We start from the raw sequence: 24,392 nt of genomic DNA, 5'->3' as shown, positions 1-24,392 counted from the left end.
TAGAATTCAGCAGAGGGGTGTTTTTATGTTAAGTAAAAAAAGATTTATTGTAATAGCAGACTTTGTAATAGTTGCATTTATAGTATTAGTATTTAGACTTTTTTATGTAGGAAGCAAGTATAATCCTAGTGCTGTAGAGAATGATTATAATCATAATGTACAAGTTGATAGTACTTCTGATAGCAAGTTCAACCTTCTTGATGAAAATAGTAAAAACTTACTTTCCTATAATAAAAAATATGTTGTAGTTATTGATGCAATGGTATTTAAGTTAAATAGTACTGAAAATAATCTCAGAAATCTTTTAGCCTTAAGTTATATTATGAAGAATGAAGTTAAGGATTTCTCTTATAAGGATATATTAAAGACCACTGGAAAGATATACTACACAGTAAGTGAAGATAGTTATAATAAAGTAAAAGAATTAAAATCCATGAAGGGTATGTATTGGTATACAACTTCCAGTGTAGATAGAACTGAGGCTTGGAAGATAGAGAATGTAGTATCGGATTTAAACAAAACTGATAGCAAACAATTAAAGGATTCAGGTACTTTAGAGCATTTAATATATGATTATACAAAGAATAATAAGGTTCCATCTGTATATAATTTGCTCAATAGTAACGGCATCTATTCCTTAAAGAACTATGACGCACCAAGCACAAATGTAAATGTCAAACTCACCTTGAATAAGGATTGGCAGGATAGTATAAGAAAAGTTCTAAATAGTGATAAGTACAAAGATGTGCCTAATATTGGTATAGCTCTTGTAGAAGCCAAAACTGGTAAGGTTAAAGCATTAGCTCAAAAGGATGAGGCTCAACCTAATATTACAATAGGTATTCAAAATCAAAGTTTTGAACCAGGATCTACTTTTAAAATCATAACTGAAGAATCTGGATATACTTACGGAGATTTAAAAAAAGACGATACTTTCTTATGTGATGGAAGATATTGCTTTAAAGAGGGTAAGAACTATCCTCATGGATTATTGACAGCACATGATGCTTTTTTGGAGTCTTGTAATACTGTTTTTAGAAAGATTGGTTTTAAGGTAGGTTTTATACCACTAATTGAAATGGCCAAAAAGCAAGGACTATTTTCTAAAGTATTAAACTTACAATATGAAGGTAAAGGAATAGAGCCAAAAGAGGAAAATGGAATAGGTAATGTTTCCATGGGGCAGACCATGAATGTAACTCCATTGCAGATGGCAGCAGTAGTGGCTACAGCAGCTAATAATGGTACCTACAATAAACCATATATAGTAGATGAGTTTGTTCAAAACGATGGAACTATAGTGCAAAAGTTTATGCCAGAGGGAACTCAAGTCATAAAACCAGAGATAGCTAAAACAGTCTTAGCAGATATGAGAGGTGTAGTAACTGAAAATAAAGGAACAGGGTCTAATGCTAGAATAGATGGAATTGAGACTGGTGGTAAAACAGGTACTGCAGAAGGCGAAAATGATAAGAACCATGGTTGGTTTGCAGGATATTTTAAACTTAATGGAAATTACTATTCACTAGTAGTTATGGTACCATATATAAACCAAAACAGCAGTATTGGAAAGAATGGTAACGCCAGTGCGGCACCGGTATTTAAGGACATAGTTCTAAGTTTAGCTAAATCTGAGAAATAGAATCAAGGCTTAATTATGATTACAGAAAAAAATAAGAAAATAAATAGCTTCACAGGTTTCTCTCATATTAATTGGAAAAGGCAGAGGTACAAAGAAAGTTCGCTAAAGAAGAAGGTTACTTTAGCGAACTTTTTACTGTTAAAGATTTAGTCAGTATCTAAATTATTCTTAAGTTTAATGGTATAATAAATATTATAATTAGCAGGACAAGTTAGTTGCTAGAGTTATCGTTGAAGAAGTCTTTTGATATGGTAAATTAGCAATATCTTTAATAGATGTATTAAAGGAGGCATACTAATGTACAATATTGACATAAATTGCGATATGGGAGAAAGCTTTGGTGCCTATAAGCTTGGGGATGATAAAGAAATAATTAAGTATATTTCTTCTGCCAATATTGCTTGTGGTTTTCATGCTGGCGATCCATCTATAATGAGAAAGACAGTCAGAATGGCTATTGACAATAATGTAGCCATAGGAGCGCACACGGGTTTTCAAGACTTATCCGGTTTTGGAAGAAGGAATATAAATATAACTTCAGAAGAAGCTTACGATTTAATGGTTTATCAAATAGGAGCTTTATATGGTTTTGTAAAAGCTGAAGGCGTAAGAATGAACCACGTTAAACCTCATGGAGCATTGTATAACATGGCAGCTAAAGACAGCGCTTTAGCTGAAGCTATAGCTAGAGCGATATATGATGTGGATCCAGAGCTTATACTATTTGGGTTATCTGGCAGTGAAATGATAAAAGCAGGTAAATCTATAGGAATTAAAACTGCCAGCGAAGTATTCGCGGATAGAACTTATCAAAAGGATGGTTCGCTGACTCCAAGAAGCAATTCTAAGGCTCTAATCTCTTCAGATAAGGATGCTATAAAGCAGGTTATAAAAATGATAACTGAAGGTAAAGTTACATCACTTCAGGGGGAAGAAATATCAATTGAAGCTCATACGGTCTGCATACATGGGGATGGAGAAAAAGCTTTGATATTTGCAAAGGAGATTAATGAGACTTTAGCTATGTCAGGAGTGCAGGTTAAGAGTCTAAGATAATAGGAGAAAATATTTTATGAGAAGAGAGTATATTGATTTTTCTACAGGAATACCGGTAAATGTAGAACTTGCCACTGTAGAGGAATACCCACTTCATTGGCATAACTACATAGAAGTTTTATATGTAGTTAAGGGAAGTATATCAGTAAATATAAATGCAGGAACTTATGAGCTAGTAGAAAATGAAGTTGAGATTGTAAATGTTGATGAACCACACAGGATATTTTCCAAGGATAAAAATAATAAGGTAATAATCTTTCACATAGATCCATATTTTTTTGAAAAATACTATAATGATATAAAGAATATGTTTTTTTACACAAACTCAAGCGAAGAAGGCGCACAGGAAGGTGAAGAGTATGATGAACTTAGAACCTTCTTGAGTATATTGCTTTGTGAGCTAGTTCAAAAAAGTGATAACTATGATGAAGAGATAGAAAATACTTTGGTAGAACTTTTATATCATTTAATTAATAATTTCCACTACCTCATGCATGAGCAAGAGGAGCTGAGAGAAAATGATGAACAATTGGATAGATATCATAGAATCTCTAAGTATATCTATAACAATTACAATAATAATATAACTCTTCAAGATATAGCTGATAAGGAGTTTTTAAGTACCCATTATTTATCCCATGAAATAAAGTACTCTACTGGCTATAGCTTTACTGAATTAATAAATCTTACAAGGGTCGAGGAGTCTGTGAAGCTTCTTTTGGATAGTGATAAGACAATATCTGAAATATCAGAAGAAGTTGGTTTTTCTCATACTAGGTATTATAATAAAAATTTTAAATTATATTATAAAACTACACCATTAAATTATCGAAAGAAGTATAAAGTAGATGAGGAAACATTAGAAAAGCATAAAAAAATAAAATATCACGATTTGAAAGATGCAATAGAATATGTTATGTATTACCTTGAAGATTATGATAGATTCAACTATGAAGATAAAATTAACAAAATTAATATAGATGTAAGTGAAGAAATTGGTGATTTTGAGAAGGACTTTAAAAATGTAATAAATGTGGGCAATGCCTTTGAGTTGCTTCTAGAAGATAATAAGGATATTTTTGAAGAGATACAATATGAGATAGGGTTTAAATATGCAAGATTGCAAAATATATTTTCAGCTGATATGGGTATTTTTCCAAAAGCAAAATTCTATAATTGGAGCAGGACTGTATCAGTATTAGAATATTTAGATGGTATAGGTGTTAGACCATTAATTGTGCTTGATGATAAGGAAGTTACAAAAGAGGAGTTCTTAGATGGACTACATTCCTTCTTAGATTTTTTCTCAAAGTTTGAAGGCTTAAATCTTAAGGACTTTGCTTTTCAATTTACCTCAAATATATTAATAGAAAACATAGAAGAGGCTAAAAATATATTGGTTGAAGAGTTCGAGCTAGAGATTATAGAGGAGTTATATAGTGATGAAATGAGCGTTGATCCAATATATGATACGTCCTATATGCTGCCTTTCATAATACAAAATCAATTAAATAATAATAGTAAGCAAAATAGTTTAAGAGCTTTTGATGTGTTAGATAGTCAACCACAGCTCACTAATGAGGTTTTCTTTGGATATCCGGGAATGGTAAATGATAAAGGTATACGAAAGGCTTCCTTCTACTCCTACTATCTTCTTAACAAGCTAGGAGATACTATTGTGGCTAAAGATAATGGCTATATAGTAACAAAAAAAGAAGGGGAATATCAAATCCTCTTATACAGTTATAACGAGGAAATATCTAATCTTATTCAATTAAAAAGATACTCAAAGCTTAGAGGACTAAAGAATTCAACTGAAAAGAAGTTTTCTTTGAACCTTATGAAGATACCTTCTGCAACTAGAGTAACTTCTTATTTAATAGATGAAGAGGTTGGATCCTCATATAACTACTGGCTAGATATGGGGAAGCCAGTTAGACTTAATAAGGAAGAGAAGGAGATCCTTTTAAAGACCTCTTTTCCTCAAATTGAGTTTAAATTTGCTAAGAAAAGTGCAGTTTTGAATCTAAAGGCTAAGCTTCAAGGCTATGGAGCTATACTAATAATAATAAAAGAAGTACAAAAGCACCTTAAGTAAGGTGTTTTTGTGCTTTTATTAGATAAAGTTTATTTTGTTATAAAACCTTAAATGTACCTTTAACCAAGCAGTTAAGTGAGTTAAAAAATCCCTGAAAGTGGCTTATAATCTAAGTATAAAGAAAAAGAGGTGAGTCCATTGGGATAAATGAAAAGATCTATAATGACGGAAAAGTAAGTAAGGTGCTATTAAAGTTTGCACTTCCAGCGATTATTTCGCTTCTAGTATTAGAGCTATACAATATGGTTGATACAGTGTTTGTTGGAAGATATGTTGGAGCTGATGCCATAGGTGGTTTAACCATAGCCTTTCCTATACAGAGACTTATGATAGCTATAGGTATGTTAATAGCTATAGGAGCTTCTACTTCAGTATCTAGAGGGTTAGGAGAAAAGAACCTTGAACACTTAAGACAAACAATAATAAATGCTATAGTTTTAACTACCATATCTTTGACTGCAGTTATACTAATAGTATTCCTATTTAAATCTTCCATAATAAATGCACTAGGTGCTAGTAACAATACTTTTTCTTCGGCAGATCAATATATATCAATAATACTAATTGGCGGAATCTTTCAATGCCTTTCTACAGTGCTATGCTATATCATGAATGCTCTCGGAAATACGAGAATATCTCTATATTCTAATATTCTAGGCTCTTTAATCAATATAGCAATTAATTACCTTTTAGTAGTTTTATTAAACTATGGAGTAAAAGGTGCTGCTATAGCTACTGTTATATCTCAGATAGTTGCATTTGCTTTTACTTTATATAAATTTAGAAGTGTTAAAGAAAATTTTAAAATAGATTTTTCTATAAAGTATATTAAGAACTCTATAACAAAAGAAGTTCTATTAAGCATAGTTACTATAGGTTTCTCCACATTTATAATTGAAATATCTGATGCAGTGGTATCAGTTATTTTAAACAATCTTTTGGTATCTCATGGTGGAGATAGTGCTATTATAATTGTTGGTGTAATAACTAAGATATCAATGTTTATGTTTATTACTATAATAGGAATAAGTTCTGCAATGCAACCAATAGTAGCATATAACTATGGAGCAGGAAACCATAAAAAAATGAAAGAGGCGCTTAAAACGGCCATAATAGCGGTAACAATAGCGTCCATAAGCTTTTGGATAGTTTTAATGACTATGGCAAGCTCTCTTATAGGCTTCTTTTTAAAGGACGGAGAACTATTAAAGCAAGCGGTAATGGCTTTTAGAATATGTATATCCATAATACCAACCATCGGCATATATTATATATGTATATATTATTATCAAGCTATAGATGAAGCTAAAAGGTCTTTTTTACTATCTATATATAGACAGTTAGTGATTTTTATACCTATATCAATACTATTTGTTCAATTATTTGGTATAGTTGGAGCATGGATTGCGTATCCTGTTTCGGATATTATATCTGCTATTACTTCAATACACTTTATAAAGAAGGCTACTGCTGAAGAGCATAAGACTGTATTTGGTCCAGCGGCTTTACTAGTAACTTTGAAAAAATAAAGTATATACGGTAATAACACCGATTATTTAATAAATAAAAAAATGAATAACACTATAATGATATATCATAGGTGTATAAAAGAGATAAGCAGTTAAGCTTGTCTTTTTTTATTTAAGCTTGAATTAGTCTATGTGTGAGAGTACTTTTGAAATCAGTTATCCATAAAGGATATATAATGCATATATTTTAGAACTATTTTTAAATTAATTACAATAACAAAATATTATCGTCAGTAGGAAACAAGTACATACTTTCCTCATAATATATTAATAAGCACTAATAGGAGGAGCATCTGTGTTTATTTTTAGTTATTTCATTGATGTGATTGGCAACATAGTTCTAATGTCTGGTTATATAACCGGGAATACTACATTTCCACAACCGCTAGATGAAAAAGAAGAGGAAATGTATATAGAAAAACTAAAAAGTGGAGATTCTAATGCTAAGAACATATTGGTAGAGAGAAATTTAAGACTTGTTGCACACATTGTAAAAAAGTACTCATTTCAAAATAAAGATTTAGATGATCTAATTTCTATTGGAACAGTGGGACTCATTAAAGCTATAGATTCTTACGATTCTTCCAAAGGAACTAGACTTGCTACTTATGCAGCACGATGCATTGAGAATGAAATCTTAATGCTTTTTAGAAATAATAAGAAAGTAAAAGGAGAGGTTTTCTTGCAGGATCCCATAGGGGTTGATAAAGAAGGAAATGAAATATGCCTCATTGATGTCTTAAGTAGTGAAAATGATTCAGTTTTAGAAACTGTTGAAAGTAATCTGCAGATTAGATCACTTTATACCAAGATGAATTCTGTACTGTCTACAAGAGAAAAGGAAATAATCGAGATGAGGTATGGTCTGATCGACGGTCATTCAAAAACCCAGAGAGAGATTGCAGGATTGTTAGGGATATCGAGGTCTTATGTTTCAAGAATTGAAAAGAAAGCCCTTAAAAAGTTATTTAAAGAACTCAATAGTAAAAAGTAGGTATTTGGCTAAATTCTTCTGAAATATTTAGAGGAGTTTAGCCGATTTTATCGAATTAGTAAACTTATGATGAAACTTAAGGTTTCTAAATTTATATGTTTTGATTTATACGCGGTTAATTTGTATAATTAAAGATATACTTATTTATAAATGACATGAGGAGGATAAGCAGTGATAACATTAAAGGAATTATTATCAAAAACAATCGAGGAAGGCGCATCTGATCTTCATCTTACAGTAGGTATACCTCCGACTATAAGAGTTAATGGTAATTTGGTGAAAATAGCTCAAAACAAATTGATGCCAAATGATACAGAAGCTTATGCAAGAGAAATATTAGAAGATAGCTTTGATAGATATGATGAAGCTGGAGAATTCGATACTTCTTATTCAATTGCAGGTCTTGGACGTTTTAGAGTAAACGTATTTAAGCAAAGAAATAGTCATGCTCTTGCAATCAGAGTTATTGCACTAAGAATTCCTACTCTCAATGAACTTGGACACCCAGGACTTCTAAAAGAACTTTGTCAGAGAAAAAGAGGTTTGGTTCTGGTTACTGGGCCAACTGGAAGTGGTAAGAGTACTACATTAGCAGCTATGATAAATGAAATAAATCAAACAAGAGAAGCCCACGTAATAACTTTAGAAGATCCAATAGAATTTTTACATAAACATAATAAGTGCATTATAAATCAAAGAGAAATAGGTAAAGATAGTAAATCATACGATAATGCACTTAGAGCTATCTTAAGAGAAGATCCAGATGTAATTCTTGTAGGAGAGATGAGAGATCTTGAGACTATTGCAATAGCAATAACTGCAGCAGAAACTGGGCATCTAGTACTTTCGACTTTACACACCATAGGAGCTGCTAAAACTATTGATAGAATAGTTGATGTTTTTCCTCCACATCAACAACAGCAAATTAGAATACAGCTTTCAGCAGTATTGCAGGGAATTGTTTCTCAACAGCTAGTGCCTACAAATCAAGGTGGAAGAACTGCGGCTTTAGAAACTATGGTTACAACTCCTGCTATTCAAAATCTAATAAGAGAAGGTAAGACTCATCAGATTGAATCTTCAGTTCAAACTGGTGGTAAGTACGGAATGAAGACTATGGATATGATGCTTGCAGAATTATATAGAAAAGGTGTTATAAGTGAAGAGACTGCTTTAAGTTTTTCAGTAGATAGGGAAATGATAAGTAGGTTAATGATGATGTAATCAAAGGCAACTCTATGAGAGTTGCCTTTGATTTTATTTTTAAAGAATTATATTTTCAGTGGATAAGTATGCAGGGAAAAAATGCTGATGAACGGTTTATTAATTTGCTGAGATCATAAAAGAAAATAAAAAAAATATTTTCGGAAATGATAGAGTTAGAGTCTTGTATATGTTCAGTCTAATAAGACATATAATCAAGAAATTTTATGCAATAATTATGCAGTTCTGTGTCATAATTATTCGGAATTGATTCTATTAATTTTAAAATTAAATCCCTTTTCATGATAAATCCTCCTTAATATACTAAGATCTTCAGTAAAAATACTTAGCCAAAGGATTCATCAAATCTGTGAAATAGAGAGCTTTTAAATCCCTTTTCACAAGCTCATAACATATTAAGACCTCCTTGCTGAATTTTCTGATAATATTATATCATACTACTGTATAAATATAAAGTTTGTCTATAGGCCGCAAAGTGCCTTTATTAGCGATTAATGGCATTATATTGTAAAAAACATATAATTTTATTAATAAATGTTCAATATAATAAATAAATGAATAGCACTTGAATTACACTTATTAGAAGTATAATATATGTATGGGAACTAGTGGTATCATTATGGATATTAAAAATAATTAAATTTAATGAGCACATATAGTATTTAAAGTTATTTTATGCTAAAATAACTATGAACTAGGGGGGAATATTAATGGATATTATAAAAAGTTCGTTTGAAGTATTTTTAGGAATCTTTTCAAATGTAGTATTTGTATTAACAATGTATTACTTAGTGCTCTCGTTATTTGGTATTATAAGAATTAAAAAGAAAGATAATATAAAACCCCAAAAAACTTTTGCATTAGTTGTTGCAGCACACAATGAAGAAACTGTAATAGGAGATATTATACAAAGTTTAAGTGAATTAAACTATCCGAAAGAGATGTATGATGTTTTTGTAATAGCAGATAATTGTACTGATAAAACAGCAGAAAAAGTAAGAAAACTTGGGGCAAATGTATTTGAGAGATTTGACAAAGAAAAAAGAGGAAAAGGCTACGCTTTAGAGTGGATGTTTGATAATATTTTTAAGATGGAAAAGAAATATGATGCTGTAGCGGTTTTTGATGCTGATAATTTAGTATCTAAAAATTTCTTGACTGAAATGAATAGGATGTTCTTAAAAGGATATAAAGTTGTTCAAGGATTCTTAGATAGTAAAAATCCTAAAGATACTTGGATAACAGGAAGTTACTCTATTTCATTCTGGTCTTCTAACAGAATGTTTCAGCTTTCAAGAAGTAATTTAGGGCTATCAAATCAATTAGGCGGTACAGGTTTTTGTATAGAAACAGAAGCTTTAAGAACTTTAGGCTGGGGGGCAACTTGTCTTACTGAGGACTTAGAATTTACTTGTAAGCTAGTGCTAAACGGACATAAGGTTGGTTGGGCTCATGAGGCAGTGGTTTATGATGAGAAACCATTAACCTTAGCTCAGTCTTGGGCTCAAAGAAAGAGATGGATGCAAGGTTTTGCAGATGTTTCTTCAAGATATTTCTGGAAGCTTGTAAAGAAAGCTATAAAGGATCGTAGTTTTATTGCGTTTGATTGTGCTTTGTATAGTATACAGCCTATAGTGATTATACTTTTAGGTGTAGCTATGATAATTAACATAGTACCAAACATACTAGGTTTTTCAAGTAAAGCAATAGACTTATTCCATACTATTAATTCAGTTAATGCAAGTTTACATTCTATACTACTTGCTGTGGGAGCATTGCTTTTCATATTGATTCAATTTATATATACACCATTTTTATTATTGTTGGATGGTAAGTTATCGCCAAAGATATTCTTATATTATCTTATATACCCTATATTTAGCATAACTTGGCTACCTATATGCATTCAAGGAATTGCAAATAAAAACAATAAGGAATGGTCACATACGGTTCATACAAGAAGCATAAACATAAATGATCTAGAAAAAGCAAATTAAAACTCTGCGGCTGCAGAGTTTTTTTACTATATAAGGGATAAATTAACATTAAAAAACCCTTGCCATAATTTACTACTATTTTTTTTTATGAGATAAAAAGGAAAATATATATTTGTGTTGAATAAATAAATAGAAACCTATACTAAGGAGGGAAGACGGAAGATAAATGCAAAGGACAATCGTAGGTATTGATATTGGAAACGATAATATAAGTGCAAGTGTTGCTAAAGTAAATGGAGATGACTTTGAGGTAATAAGCAGTATATTTGTTCCATCAAAAGGTCTATCTAAAGGTAAAGTTGTAAACTTAAATCATTTGACTGAAAGTTTGAAAGATTGTATTGATCAGATTAAAAAGGATACTAACATAGATTTTAAATCAGTTTTTATAGGTATAAGTTCTTTTGGTACGAGGCTCGTGAGAAGTAAAGGCCTGTCTGTAATGGATTCTAGGCTAAATATAATAACTCCTTCAGAGGTAAAAGAAGCATTATCCGATGCTCAAAATATAAAATTGGATACTGATGAGATTATTGTTGATGTTGTACCAGAATCTTTTTTGATAGACGATAATGTTATTGTTGAAGACCCTCTAGCTATGAAAGCATCAAAGCTACAGGTAAATTGTGCTATTGTTGTTGGTAAGAGAGAATTAATAAATAGCTACAGGAATGCATTTAGCCTTTCAGGATTAGAAATAGAGGGTATATACATTAATAGCTTGGAACTAAGAAAGATAATTTTAAATAAGAAGACTAAAGATGAGGGAATTCTTATAGTAGACTCAGGATCAGATACAACTGAAATCACATTCTATAAAGGGAATGAGCTAAGCTATATGGTAAGTTTACCTGTAGGTGGGTATAATATTACAAAAGATATTTCTATATGCTTACAAGTTCCTGAGGATCAAGCAGAAGTAGTAAAATATAGCTTTAGTGAAAAGTACAAGACTTTATATAGAGAGCATAGTATAGGAACTCTTAAAGATAATACTCTAGGTATAGATATAAAGCTGTTTAAGGATGTAGTTGAGTCAAGAATTGATGAAATTGTTACATTAATTTATAAAGATATAAAGGAATCAGGGTATCTGGACGAAATTAGTAATATATATGTTTTTGGAAATGGACTTTCTATGTTCCAAGATGTAAAATATTTTTTTGAAGACAGGATGCGTAAAAAAACAGTTATTGTGACAAAAAATCAACTTGAATTACAAAATTCTTGTATAATTAATTCAATTGGTATTGTGAAAGATGCCTCTGATAGGTTAAAATTAATCTATGAGCATCCATTGAACAATGAAAGTAATGCAAACCATGATGATGAAATTAATAATAAAAAAAAGAAAAGTGGACTTATTCGTAATTTTAAAAGATTAATTGACGATTTTTTCTAAAGGAGGAATTATTTTGTTAGATTTTGATGTTGATATGCAAGAATTTGCAAATATAAAGGTAGTTGGTTGTGGCGGTGGCGGAAGCAACGCTGTAAATAGAATGATTGTTGAAGGATTAAAAAATGTTGAGTTTATAACAATAAATACTGATAAGCAAGCGCTTATGCTTTCTCATGCAAACCAAAAAATTCAAATTGGTGAGAAGCTAACTAAGGGCTTAGGAGCAGGTGCAAACCCTGAAATAGGAAAAAAGGCTGCTGAGGAAAGTAAGGACGAGATAGCTGAATCTATAAAGGGTTCAGACATGGTATTTATCACTGCTGGAATGGGTGGTGGAACAGGAACAGGAGCAGCTCCAGTAGTTGCAGAAATCGCTAAGTCTATGGGTATACTTACAGTAGGTGTAGTAACAAAACCTTTCCCTTTTGAAGGAAGAAGAAGAATGAAACATGCTGAAATGGGTATAGAAAGCCTGAAGCAAAGAGTTGATACTCTTGTAACTATACCTAATGAAAGACTACTTACTATGGTAGATAAGAAAACTACATTGTTAGATTCTTTCAAGTTAGCAGATGATGTTTTAAGACAAGGTGTACAAGGTATATCTGACTTAATAACAATACCTGGTTTAGTTAACTTAGACTTTGCAGACGTTAGAGCTGTAATGGTGGATAAAGGATTAGCTCATATGGGTGTAGGTCATGGTAGTGGTGACAATAGAGCTCAAGAGGCTGCAAAACAAGCCATATCATCACCTCTTCTTGAAACTTCTATAGTAGGTGCTACAGGAGTATTATTAAATGTTACTGGTGGAGCAGATTTAGGTTTGTTAGAAATTAATGAAGCTGCTGAAATTGTTCAAGAAGCTGCAGATCCAGATGCAAATATTATATTTGGTGCTGTAATAGATGAAAATCTAAAGGATGAAATAAGAATTACTGTTATCGCTACAGGTTTCGAAAAGATTTCTAGAGATGTTGAACCTCCAAAAGAAGATACTGCAACTGTAGCTGAAGCAACTACTTCAAAGGAAGAAGCAGCAGCAACAGTTACTAACACTCAGAGTTTTGGTGATGAGCTAGATATACCAGCGTTTTTAAGAAGAACAAAAAGATAATAGATATATATAATTAGTTTTGAGAGTTTCTTTTAGTGATCTATTTATAGAACTTAAGTAATGTAGATACATAATAAAGAAATACTTAAATAAGACATGCGTTTGCATGTCTTATTTTTTTATTTTTTATGAATGAACCATGAATGCTAAAGTACCCAAAGGCCCTCATAAAACATGATGAAAAATTATGGCCCATATGACTATATGTTATAACTCATATGACTAAAAAACATATAATACGATATTTATCAAAAAAATATGGCTTATGCCATGATTCTTTAATAGACCTGAAAAAAGTTGGGATTATCAAAGAAAATCTCTAAAAAATTGGATTTGTGAAAGAACTGATGTTTCTTAATGATACTGTGAGTCATTTGAAAAATAAAAAACAACAAAGTATATGGAATAAATTGTAAAATATGACCATATAAAAAAAATTGCTAGTCATTACATTATGACAAAATTTTAGAAAACTTAGTTTTATAATGTTTTTGAGGAGTGAGTTTATGAAGGTATATGTAGATGTGATCTTAGTTGAAAATTTTATAATCAATCTATTTCTCATTACAGTAACTTTCCAGACTATAAGAGTTAAATTTTCGTTTACTAGAGCAGCGTTAGGAAGTATTGTAGGTGCCTTCTATACACTATTGTATTTTTTTCCTAGACTAAGTTTGGCTGTTTCTTTGCCTGTTAGATTAGTATTTCCTTTAATTATGTTGTATATAACTTTAGGGAAATTCAGAGTATCAGTTTTAATAAAAAGTACGGGGATTTTTCTTCTTTGGTCAGTTCTACTTTGTGGCTTGATATTTGCCTTTTCACTTATGAATAATCCATACGATTTTTCTTCAGCTTTTAAGCTTACTAATATCTATTTAAAGTATATGCTGATTGCCTTTATGATTATTTATGTTTTTGCTTATAGAGCCATAATTTTTATTAGGGATAGAAAGATAATAACTGATTTCTTTTATGAAATTGAATTCTCAGATAATTGTAACGATTATAGGATAAAAGCATTTTTAGATTCTGGAAATGAGCTTACAGAGCCAGCTACTACCTTGCCAGTAATACTTATTAACAAAAATTATTTAGAAGGCTTTAATGAAGAAGGTAAGAATTCCTTTGTTGTACCATATAAGGTTATAAACGGAGGTAAGGGCAGTTTAGAAGGCTTTAGAATAAATCAAGTAAGGTTATATAAGGATAACAAACTACTTTCCACTAAGGATGCAGTTATATGCTTATGTAAGGATCAGTTTAGTCCATATGATGATTATGGTGCGCTATTATCTAGAGGAGTATTATAGAGGGGTGTTATTTGCATGATTAATATTAGCGTTTTGATTAACAGAGTTTTAACTAAAATGAAGTTGTTTGTAAAAAATATATATTATGTTGGGGGGAATGATGCACTTCCACCACCATTGACTAAAGAAGAAGAGGAAAACCTAGTTCTTAAACTTATTGCTGGAGACAATTCAATAAGAAGTATACTTATTGAAAGAAATCTTAGGTTAGTAGTGTATATAGCAAGAAAATTTGAAAATACGGGAGTTGGGGTAGAAGATTTAATCTCAGTTGGTACTATAGGACTTATAAAGGCTGTTAATACCTTCAATCCTGAAAAGAAGATAAAACTAGCTACATATGCATCTAGATGTATTGAGAATGAAATACTTATGTATTTAAGGCGTAATAGTAAAGTAAAAGCAGAGATTTCTTTTTATGAACCTCTAAATATTGATTGGGATGGAAATGAGCTTCTTCTATCTGATATTTTAGGTACTGACAATGATATTGTATATAATCTTATTGAAGATGAGGTTGATAAACAACTACTTTTTATGGCAATGAAAAACTTAAGTGAAAGAGAAAAAGAAATTGTAAAGTTAAGATTTGGGCTTTATGGTGCAAGAGAAAAAACTCAAAAAGAAGTTGCAGATATGTTGGGGATTTCACAGTCCTATATTTCTAGGCTTGAAAAGAAGATAATTAAAAGGCTTAAGAAGGAAATTAATAGGATGGTGTAACATAGATATATCACTTTATATTTTCAAATTCTCCTCTCAGAAACCAGAGGAGTTTTGAAAATAGATTTTGGATTGAAGTGGTACATCTTTGGTTTAACTTTTCTTAGTGCATAGAATAGTTAGCTTAAAACATAGATTTATAAAAATAAAAAAGTTTTTTTATTTTTATAAGTCTGCAATCTTAGTATTATAGCAATTCTTGGTTAAATCACAGCTGTTTTGACTTGATTATAAATTATTACAATCGTATAAAAAAAGCCCCCATAGGAAATAATTTTTAATGCAGTAGTTTTTATTACTAATAAGGGGTTGATTACACATGATAATCAATAAAGTCGAAATATGCGGGGTCAATACCTCTAAACTTCCTGTATTGAGGGAAAAAGAGATGAAGGCATTACTCCTTCAGATGAAAGAAGGCCAAAATGGCGCTAGAGAGAAATTTATTAATGGAAATCTAAGATTAGTTTTAAGTGTTATTCAAAGATTTAACAATAGAGGCGAAAATGTAGATGATTTGTTTCAGGTAGGTTGTATTGGTTTGATGAAAGCTATAGATAACTTTGATTTATCTCAAAACGTAAAGTTTTCTACATATGCAGTCCCAATGATAATAGGTGAGATAAGACGTTATTTGAGAGATAATAATGCTATAAGAGTAAGCAGATCATTAAGGGATATAGCATATAGAGCATTACTTGTAAGAGATAAACTAGTTAATGATAATAATAAAGAGCCTACAATATCTCAGATAGCAAAAGAATTAAAAATACCTAGAGAAGAAGTAGTGTTTGCTTTAGATGCTATACAAGATCCGGTTTCCTTATTCGAACCAATTTATCATGATGGAGGGGATGCCATTTTCGTAATGGATCAAATCTCAGATAGTAAGAATCAAGACGATAATTGGTTAGAGAATATATCTATAAAGGAAGCTATGAAAAAGCTAAATGATAGAGAAAAGCTAATACTTACACTTAGATTTTTTAATGGAAGAACTCAAATGGAAGTAGCTGATGAGATAGGAATATCACAAGCACAGGTATCAAGATTAGAGAAAACTGCATTGAAGCATATGAGAAAATATGTTTAGAGCTCGTTTGAGCTCTATTTTTACTGTTAAAAAGCTCTTATATAGTCTACAACACTAGTAGTGTAAAATTATTTGCTTCTTTGATGTTTTTTTACATACTAATCATTTTATTAAAGACTATTTCATATATTTTTATATGGAGGGATGTAAGATGGAGTTAAATATGCATTCATTAAACAATTTGAGGGTGATGGAGGTAGTTGATATAAATCTTGGTGCCAAACTAGGGTATATAAGAGATTTAAAAATTGATTGTGATGAAAGCCGGATAGTATCTATACTTATACCGGTTCAGAAGAATAACTGGTTTGGAAAAATGGACATGCTAGAAATTCCATGGGAAGATGTTGTAAAGATAGGTGTAGATGTTATATTGGTTGATAGTAAAGAAAAAACAGTATCGGATATGTAGAAAAATTATTAATTAATGTGTATAATATAATTAATTATAAGTATTACAAGTTTTTCTATAAATTAATGTATAAGTGGAAAATTAGTTTAAGGAATCATGCTAAGTAGATTAAGACAGTTGCGTTTAGGAAAGGACGTGAAAAATTTGAGATGTCCATACTGCTCATACGAAGAAAGTAAGGTTGTAGATTCAAGATCAACTGAAGACTATACTGCTATCAGACGTAGAAGGGAATGCTTAAAATGTGGTAAAAGATATACTACTTATGAGAAGGTTGAAGACATTCCAACTTTGGTTATAAAGAAGGATTCTACCAGAGAAAACTTTAACAAAGAAAAGTTAATAAATGGCTTAATAAAGGCATGTCAGAAAAGGCCAGTATCAAGAAGGCAAATAGAAGACATAGCTGATGATATAGAAAAGACTATAAGCAATAAGATGCTTACTGAAGTCAGCACTGACTACATAGGTGAGATGGTAATGGATAGATTGAAGAATATTGATGAGGTATCCTATGTTAGATTTGCATCAGTATATAGACAGTTTAAAGATATAAATACATTTATGGAAGAAATAAAAAATTTAATGGGATTGTCAGAAGAACTACATAAAAAGTAGTTCTTTTTAACTGTATAAAAAAATATAAAATTTTTTCTATCTAAGACTAGTAATGTGAAACAGGTAGAACAGTTATTAGCATCTACAGTAAAAAAGAAAACTTAATCAGCTTCTACAATTTCTTAGCATACCTTTAGGAAAGTCAGATGCATAAAAAAGTCTGCATAATCTGTGATATAACCTTAAAATACACCATTAGTTATCGATGTAAGTTTATAGAAGAACATATTGTCAGTAAAATTATTACGTATATATGTAAAACATTGTTAGTTAACTGTTAAATGTTAGTTAAAGTTAGTTAAAATAACTTTGCTTTTGTTTGATTTATGTAATGTTAATGTTAAAATTATAATTGTATAAATGTTAAGTTTAAATATAGGGATATTATTTAAATATTTGTGTTGTTAAAGTGTGACTTTAAAACAGTATGCTTACTCACCTGATACTTTAACAATCTTATGTAAAGAGTTTTGTACATATTAATATAATAATGAAAAGGAACTGATTTATGAATAGAGTAATGTTAAATAATCTAGAAGTTATGATTCATGAAGATTCATTTATTAAGATGGGAGTAACTACTGCCTTAAATAATACAAATTTTAAGTTTGATACAGAAGAAGGAAAAGGTAACTTAAAACTTCTTAAAGAAAGCTTAGGAATAAATAAAATTTCCTATCTTAAGCAGATCCATAGTGACAAGATCATTATTGCTGATGATAGTACAGAATTAAGTGGTCTGATTGAAGGTGATGCACTAATAACTTCTTGTGGTGACACATTAATTGGAGTTTTTACTGCAGATTGTGTTCCAGTATTAATATATGATATTAATAAGAAAGTTATTGCAGCTGTTCATAGTGGTTGGAAGGGAACCTATAATTCTATAGTTATGAAGACCGTTGAGACCATGATAAATGATTTTCAGTGCACAGTTGAATCCATTAAAGTCTTCATAGGACCTCACATTAAACAGTGCTGTTATGAGGTTAGTAAAGAGCTTATAGATAAATTTAAAGCAGAGAAATTATATTCAGATAAAAATATAAATAGCGGCAGATATTTAAGTCTTGAAAAGTGTATAGAAGCACAATTAATTAACATAGGAGTTGATAAAACTAATATATTAAAAAGTAATCTATGCACCTTATGTGAGAAAAAAGTTAAGCTACATTCTTATAGAAAAGACGGGGAGCATTCAGGAAGAATGTTTACCTATATTTATTTTAAATAATGGAGGAACATTATGGCTGATGAAAAAATTCTTATAGTGGATGATGAAGAACATATAGTTGAACTAATAAAATTCAACTTAGAGAATGCAGGGTATAAAATAATAACTGCATACAACGGTATAGATGCAATAAAGCTGGCAAAATCAGAACATCCACGTCTAGTACTTCTAGATTTAATGCTTCCAGGGTTAGATGGATTTGATGTTTGCAAGGAAATAAGAAGAGACTCTTTAACTGCTAATATTCCAATAATAATGACTACAGCAAAGGGTGAAGAGTTAGATAAGATACTGGGGCTAGAATTAGGCGCAGATGATTATATAACAAAACCATTTTCTATCAGAGAACTTGTAGCAAGAGTAAAAGCTGTACTAAGAAGAACGGTGAGTACTCCATCCTTTGAAAAATCCTTTAATCTAGGCAATCTAACTATTGACTTTTTAAAACATGATGTATTAAGAAATGGTGAAAAAATCGACTTGACTTTAAAGGAATTTGAACTTTTGGAAACTTTGGTTCAAAATAGAGGGAAGGTACTTACTAGAGACATGCTTTTAGATAAGATTTGGGGATATGAATACATTGGAGAAACAAGAACTGTTGATGTTCATATAAGACATCTTAGAAAGAAAATCGAAGATGATGATAAAAATCCTAGATATATAGAGACAATAAGAGGAATAGGATATAGATTTTCTAGTGGGGAATAAAATATGAAGAAAAAAATAATGTTTTCAGTAATTATTACAATAATATTTTCATTAGTTGTAGTAACATCTTCATTTATTGCTATATCCAATTATCAGTATTTGGAAAATTCAAAAGCAAATTTGAAGCATTATAATGATTTACTGGCTACGTTAATATTAAGTAATGATTCAGATAAGATAAGCAAGTTAAATCAAGTAAAAGCCTTAGATAGAGAAATAAGATTTACCTATATAAGCAAAACCGGTGTAGTAGAATTTGATACTGATAAAAGGTTGGAGGATCTAGACAATCACCTTACTAGAGTGGAGATAGCAGCAGCAATAAAAACCGGGGAGGGCTCCAGTGTTAGATACAGTAAAAGTTTAAATAAAAACTTGGTGTATTATGCTACTAAGCTTAATGATGGAAGTATTGTAAGAACTTCTATTCCTTTAGATAATGTTAAGATATTTCAAGACAAGAATATTAAATACTATATAGTAACCTTAGTTTTTGTATTGATTTTATCCGTAGTATTATCTCTCAAACTTACAAGATTTATAGTTGATCCTGTAAAAGAATTGGAATTTATAACTGCTAGGATAGCTAGAGGCGAGCTTGATCGTAGAGTAAGGGTAAGCTCAATAGATGAACTTGGAAGTCTAGGTATGACCTTTAATGAGATGGCGGATAAGCTGGAGTCTACAATGGATGAGTTGATTGATAAGCAAAACAGGCTTGAAGCTATTCTTAAGAGTATGGATAGTGGGGTTATAGCAGTGGATAGACTTCATAAGGTCATAATGATAAATCCATATGCAAAAAAGATTTTCGGTATCGATAAGGATATTATTGGTGAAACCCTTATGGACCATATAAGAGATTTTGAATTTGACAATGTTTTCGAGAATGCAGATACCTATAAGGAAATCAAAATCATATGGCCAGAAGAGAAAGAGCTGAGAATAAGAACTGCTGAGATCATAAATGGTACCGAACACATTGGAACCGTTGCTGTGGTTCAGGATATTACAGATATAAAGAAGCTTGAGAATATGAGGTCACAGTTCGTTGCTAATGTATCTCATGAGTTAAAAACACCTCTTACATCAATTAAGGGGTTTGCAGAAACTCTTAAGTATGTAGAAGATGAGGCAAATAGAGAGAAATTCCTAAATATTATAAACGAAGAGGCTGAAAGACTAACAAGACTTATCAACGACATTCTTACATTATCAAACATTGAACAAAATATAGAATGTATTAAGAAGAGGTTTAATGGTGATAGGATAATAGAAGATGTTTATACTCTTATGAGGATAGAAGCTGAAAAGAAAAATATAAATCTTACAGTGGATTTGAAAAATAAGCTTGATTTATTAGGTGATCCTGATAGATTTAAGCAGATGATGATAAATCTTATAGATAATGCTATAAAGTACTCTGAAGAAGGAGATACGGTGTTAATAACTTCAAAAAATAAAGACGAGGTGGTTACTTATACTGTAGAAGATACTGGTATAGGAATTCCTAAGAAGGATATTAATAGGTTATTTGAAAGATTCTATAGGGTTGATAAAGCAAGATCAAGATCTAAAGGCGGTACAGGGCTTGGGCTTGCAATAGTAAAGCATATAATAAAAACCTTTAATGGAACCATTGATGTAGATAGTCAGCTTGGTATAGGAACAAAGTTTACTATTAAGTTAAAAGGTATAAGAGAATAATTAGAGTAGGGAGCACATAAAAAGCTTACAGGTTAGCTTTTTATGTGCTTTTTTGTTGTTCACTCACAAATTGTATAAGTGAAACTTTAAGTACTAAAATCCAAGATTACATTATTTTACCTATACTTAACATAGCTTCATATTAGCTTAATAAAAATTAATCGGTGCTTAATATTATTTATGTAAAATGTAGATTGTACTATTGAGCCTAAAAGCTAATTAAAGATGAACCACTTCTATTCAGAAGCTATTGTCAAAAGTACTTTGGTTTATGAGAGGAGAATTTGAAAATATAAATTTCATTATGAAGTAGTTCATCTGCACAATGCTTAAAAGACAAAAGAATAATTAATTAAAACTTAAAGGGGAGTATTTTCATGAAAAAGAGGAAGATATCAATCAAAATAGTAACAGCTATTAGTCTTTTCCTTATATTATTCACCGTAGTCACAAATTTCTGCATCTATAGGATTGAAAGCAATAAGATAATGAAATCCAATTATGACAATATGAAAATCATAACTAGTGAGATAGGTAATAGCTTTAGGTCTTCCATTGCATATCAGATTGAAAATTTAAAAAGTGTAAGTAAGGAGAGTATAGTTGGGGACTACTATAGCAATAACTTAAGTGAAGAGAAGCAAAAGAATCTAAGTGATAGACTAAAGAAGGTTTCTTCAAGCTATGATGAAGCAATTTTTGTTACTGACAAAAATGGAGTAATAAAAGCAAGTTCTAATGATCAATATACAGGTCTATCATTGGCCTCTAAAAGCTATTTTAAAGATACCACAGGAGGTAAAGAAGGAATAGGCTCTGTAGAAAGTTCAGTAATAACAGGTAAGTTTATTGTTTATTTTTTAGTACCGGTAGAAGATCAATATGGCACAATCGTAGGAGCGGTAGGAAAAGTACTGGATAGTAGCTATTTTTCTGAAAGATTTAATAGTTTTAAATTCTTAAATACAGGCTATGTATTTATGATAGATAGTTCAAAGAAATTAGTATATCATCCTGATTTACATAAAATAAACAAGCCTATAATGATAAAGGAAATAGCAAATCTGTTAAAAGATTCTCAATACATAACTAAGAGCAACAGTGATGTTAAGGCCTATGAGGAAAATGGAAAGTCAATGGTAGCTGAGACGCTTACTATACCAGAACTTAAGATGATGGTTGTGCTTACAGCTGATAAAAGCGAAATCCTTGAGGCTTCAACCTATATGGGTAAACTACTAATAGTATTTGGAATAGTTGAACAAGCTATTTTAATTCCTTTGATTCTAGTTATGATAAGCTCAGTTCTAAAACCTCTGAAAAGACTAACAAGTAATACAAAACAGATATCAGAAGGTGATCTCACAGTTTTAAGTGAAGTCAATAGTAAGGATGAACTTGGAGATTTATCTAGGAATTTTGACTTAATGATAGGAAACATAAAAATATTAATAAATGAAATAAAAGGTTCTGCTAATGATCTCTTAAATATAAATGAATGCTTTTCAGTTGTTCAAAATGAGAATCACGAAGGCATGACTTTTATTAAAGAGTCATCACAAGTTATGGTTGATGAGACTAAAAACATAGATGAAGCAATTAAATGGTGCATTGAAGGCTTTGAAAGGTATGAGGAAAAATTAAATGCCATAAATGTTAAGTCCGAAAAGATGTTTAAGCATGCTAATTCAATAAGAACTGTTAACAGTGAGGGAATGGAGTCAATCTATGAACTTAGAGATATAGGAAATAGCGCTGGTAAAAACTTTAATGCTATAAATGACAGTATAAAAAAACTCATAACAAATTTAAATAGTATAAATACTATCGCAAAAGGAGTAACTAATATTTCAAATCAAACTAATATTCTTTCGTTGAATGCATCTATAGAAGCAGCAAAGGCTGGGGAGTTTGGGAAAAGTTTCTCTGTTGTAGCAGAAGAGATAGGTAAGCTTTCTAATTCCATTGAAAATGAAATGAAATCTATAAATAATCTTATAAAAGTTATCAATAATAATATAAATGAGACATCTGAAAGTATGGAAGAACTAAATAAATTTTTTAATTTGCAAGTGGATGTATTAAATGTAAGTGTAGATAAATTTAACACAATAATAAAGAGCACAGACAAGATTATAGGTTATATTCAGGAAGTTAATTCAAATATAACTACAATCAATAGTGAAAAGAATGAAATGAATAAAAGATTATCAGATGTTAACACTACTTTTGAGGAATTTAACAAAGGAATTGAAGAGGTATCAGCTTCCGTTAACAAACAGTATGAGGATTCTGCAATGTTGGACGAAATAAAAAACTCTATGAATCACACAGTATCTAATCTTCAAGGCTCTATATCAAACTTCAAAATTGATTAATCAGAATTATATAATTTATGAGGTTTGTTAAAATAAATTTACATTTATATATTATTACTTAACAAACAGCTAATACTTACTTAACTTAAGGAAACTATAATTTGATATGTAAGGTAAATAAATAACAACTAAGAAAAAATAGTAAATAAAATTTGGAGGTTATCAAATATGAATAAAAGAAGTTTAAAATTTGGTGTAATAGCTTTAGCCTTAACAATGGTTACAGCATCATTTGTAGGATGCGCTTCAAAGAGCGATGATAAGTCAAGTTCTAGTAATGATACAAAGAAAGAAACTACTGTTGCAGGATCAATAACTTTATCTGGATCAACTGCACTTCAACCATTAGCAGATAAAGCAGGAGCAAACTTCACAGCTAAAAATAAAGATGCAGTAATAAATGTACAAGGTGGAGGAAGTGGAACAGGATTAACTCAAGTACTACAAGGTGCTGTTGAAATAGGTAACTCAGACGTTACTGCTGAAGAAAAGTTAAAACCAGAAGAAGCTAGTCAATTAGTAGATCATAAGGTTGCAGCTATAGGTTTTGCTTTAACAGTAAGTAAGGATGTTCCAGTAACTTCATTAACAAAAGCTCAGATAGCAGATATATTCTCAGGAAAGATTACAAACTGGAAGGATATAGATCAAAAAACTGATCTTCCAATAACAGTTGTTCATAGACCAGCTTCTTCAGGAACAAGAGCAACTTTCATAAAGACAGTTTTAGATAAGAAGAAAGATCTTGAAAATGATAAGATTGGTGTTACTCAAGATGCCAATGGTTCAGTTAAGACAGCTCTAGAAAGCACAAAGGGATCAATCAGCTATGTTGCTCTTTCATACTTGCTAGATGCTGAAGCTAAGAAGTCATTAAAGACAATAGCAATTGATGGTGTTGAACCAACAAAAGAAAACATAACTTCTGGAAAATATATATTCTGGTCATGGGAACATATGTATACAAAAGGAGAAGCAAAGGATTTAGCTAAAGCATATATAGATTATGTTATGAGCGATGACAACAAGAAGACAGCTAGTGATCTTGGATTTATAACAGTTGGAGAAATGAAGGTTCAATAGTCAAGGTAATGACTTTTAAGGCTGGCTTATTGCCAGTCTTAAGGCGTTTAAAAAGAAAAGT

19 protein-coding genes are annotated in these 24,392 nt (G+C 30.8%); all 19 read left to right on the top strand.

The window, feature by feature from the left end:
- Positions 1-25: 25 nt before the first annotated feature.
- The 19 genes from GXK57_RS21585 to GXK57_RS21495 all read left to right on the top strand — a co-directional run bounded on the left by GXK57_RS21585 (position 26) and on the right by GXK57_RS21495 (position 24,331).
- Positions 26-1,642 carry a penicillin-binding transpeptidase domain-containing protein gene (locus GXK57_RS21585; RefSeq protein ID WP_160680092.1) on the top strand — a complete coding sequence of 539 codons (1,617 nt, stop codon included), beginning with the start codon at positions 26-28 and terminating at the stop codon, positions 1,640-1,642.
- A 297-nt stretch (positions 1,643-1,939) separates the two neighbouring features.
- A complete protein-coding gene (locus GXK57_RS21580; RefSeq protein WP_160680091.1) occupies positions 1,940-2,698 on the top strand; it encodes a 5-oxoprolinase subunit PxpA in 759 nt (252 codons plus the stop codon).
- Between the two features lie 16 nt (positions 2,699-2,714).
- Entirely contained in the window at positions 2,715-4,796 is a 2,082-nt protein-coding gene (locus GXK57_RS21575; RefSeq protein ID WP_160680090.1) for a helix-turn-helix domain-containing protein, read from the top strand.
- Between the two features lie 182 nt (positions 4,797-4,978).
- Positions 4,979-6,325: an MATE family efflux transporter gene (locus GXK57_RS21570; protein ID WP_279285524.1), complete on the top strand. Its 1,347-nt coding sequence runs from the start codon at positions 4,979-4,981 to the stop codon at positions 6,323-6,325.
- 295 nt (positions 6,326-6,620) lie between these two features.
- Complete coding sequence (gene sigK, locus GXK57_RS21565) at positions 6,621-7,319, top strand: RNA polymerase sporulation sigma factor SigK (RefSeq protein ID WP_128214462.1); 699 nt, start codon at positions 6,621-6,623, stop codon at positions 7,317-7,319.
- A gap of 171 nt (positions 7,320-7,490) precedes the next feature.
- Entirely contained in the window at positions 7,491-8,543 is a 1,053-nt protein-coding gene (locus tag GXK57_RS21560) for a type IV pilus twitching motility protein PilT (RefSeq protein WP_128214461.1), read from the top strand.
- Positions 8,544-9,253: 710 nt separating this feature from the next.
- Entirely contained in the window at positions 9,254-10,540 is a 1,287-nt protein-coding gene (locus GXK57_RS21555; protein WP_160680089.1) for a glycosyltransferase family 2 protein, read from the top strand.
- A 166-nt stretch (positions 10,541-10,706) separates the two neighbouring features.
- Positions 10,707-11,942: a cell division protein FtsA gene (gene ftsA, locus GXK57_RS21550; protein WP_160680088.1), complete on the top strand. Its 1,236-nt coding sequence runs from the start codon at positions 10,707-10,709 to the stop codon at positions 11,940-11,942.
- A 13-nt stretch (positions 11,943-11,955) separates the two neighbouring features.
- Positions 11,956-13,059 (top strand): cell division protein FtsZ, encoded by a 1,104-nt coding sequence (gene ftsZ, locus GXK57_RS21545; RefSeq protein WP_160680087.1) that lies wholly within the window; start codon positions 11,956-11,958, stop codon positions 13,057-13,059.
- 506 nt (positions 13,060-13,565) lie between these two features.
- Positions 13,566-14,372, top strand: coding sequence for a sigma-E processing peptidase SpoIIGA (locus GXK57_RS21540; RefSeq protein ID WP_160680086.1), 807 nt, complete (start codon positions 13,566-13,568; stop codon positions 14,370-14,372).
- Between the two features lie 15 nt (positions 14,373-14,387).
- Positions 14,388-15,095: an RNA polymerase sporulation sigma factor SigE gene (gene sigE / locus GXK57_RS21535; RefSeq protein WP_128214456.1), complete on the top strand. Its 708-nt coding sequence runs from the start codon at positions 14,388-14,390 to the stop codon at positions 15,093-15,095.
- Positions 15,096-15,414: 319 nt separating this feature from the next.
- Positions 15,415-16,188 (top strand): RNA polymerase sporulation sigma factor SigG, encoded by a 774-nt coding sequence (sigG, locus tag GXK57_RS21530; RefSeq protein WP_160680085.1) that lies wholly within the window; start codon positions 15,415-15,417, stop codon positions 16,186-16,188.
- Between the two features lie 151 nt (positions 16,189-16,339).
- Positions 16,340-16,600: a YlmC/YmxH family sporulation protein gene (locus GXK57_RS21525; protein WP_160680084.1), complete on the top strand. Its 261-nt coding sequence runs from the start codon at positions 16,340-16,342 to the stop codon at positions 16,598-16,600.
- 144 nt (positions 16,601-16,744) lie between these two features.
- Positions 16,745-17,218 carry a transcriptional regulator NrdR gene (gene nrdR, locus GXK57_RS21520; protein ID WP_128216053.1) on the top strand — a complete coding sequence of 158 codons (474 nt, stop codon included), beginning with the start codon at positions 16,745-16,747 and terminating at the stop codon, positions 17,216-17,218.
- A gap of 508 nt (positions 17,219-17,726) precedes the next feature.
- Positions 17,727-18,452 carry a peptidoglycan editing factor PgeF gene (gene pgeF, locus GXK57_RS21515; RefSeq protein WP_160680083.1) on the top strand — a complete coding sequence of 242 codons (726 nt, stop codon included), beginning with the start codon at positions 17,727-17,729 and terminating at the stop codon, positions 18,450-18,452.
- 12 nt (positions 18,453-18,464) lie between these two features.
- Positions 18,465-19,163, top strand: coding sequence for a response regulator transcription factor (locus tag GXK57_RS21510; RefSeq protein ID WP_128214452.1), 699 nt, complete (start codon positions 18,465-18,467; stop codon positions 19,161-19,163).
- A 3-nt stretch (positions 19,164-19,166) separates the two neighbouring features.
- Positions 19,167-20,870: a HAMP domain-containing sensor histidine kinase gene (locus tag GXK57_RS21505; protein WP_160680082.1), complete on the top strand. Its 1,704-nt coding sequence runs from the start codon at positions 19,167-19,169 to the stop codon at positions 20,868-20,870.
- A gap of 377 nt (positions 20,871-21,247) precedes the next feature.
- Positions 21,248-23,248: a methyl-accepting chemotaxis protein gene (locus tag GXK57_RS21500; RefSeq protein ID WP_160680081.1), complete on the top strand. Its 2,001-nt coding sequence runs from the start codon at positions 21,248-21,250 to the stop codon at positions 23,246-23,248.
- A 168-nt stretch (positions 23,249-23,416) separates the two neighbouring features.
- The gene (locus GXK57_RS21495; protein ID WP_160680080.1) at positions 23,417-24,331 is read left to right on the top strand and encodes a phosphate ABC transporter substrate-binding protein; all 915 of its coding nucleotides are present in this window, start codon (positions 23,417-23,419) and stop codon (positions 24,329-24,331) included.
- Positions 24,332-24,392 lie beyond the last annotated feature (61 nt).

The organism is Clostridium sp. C8-1-8 (assembly GCF_009928445.1).
Classification (GTDB): domain Bacteria; phylum Bacillota; class Clostridia; order Clostridiales; family Clostridiaceae; genus Clostridium_AR.
The sequence above is the reverse complement of the archived record's forward strand: the minus strand, read 5'-3'. Positions and strand labels throughout refer to the sequence as shown.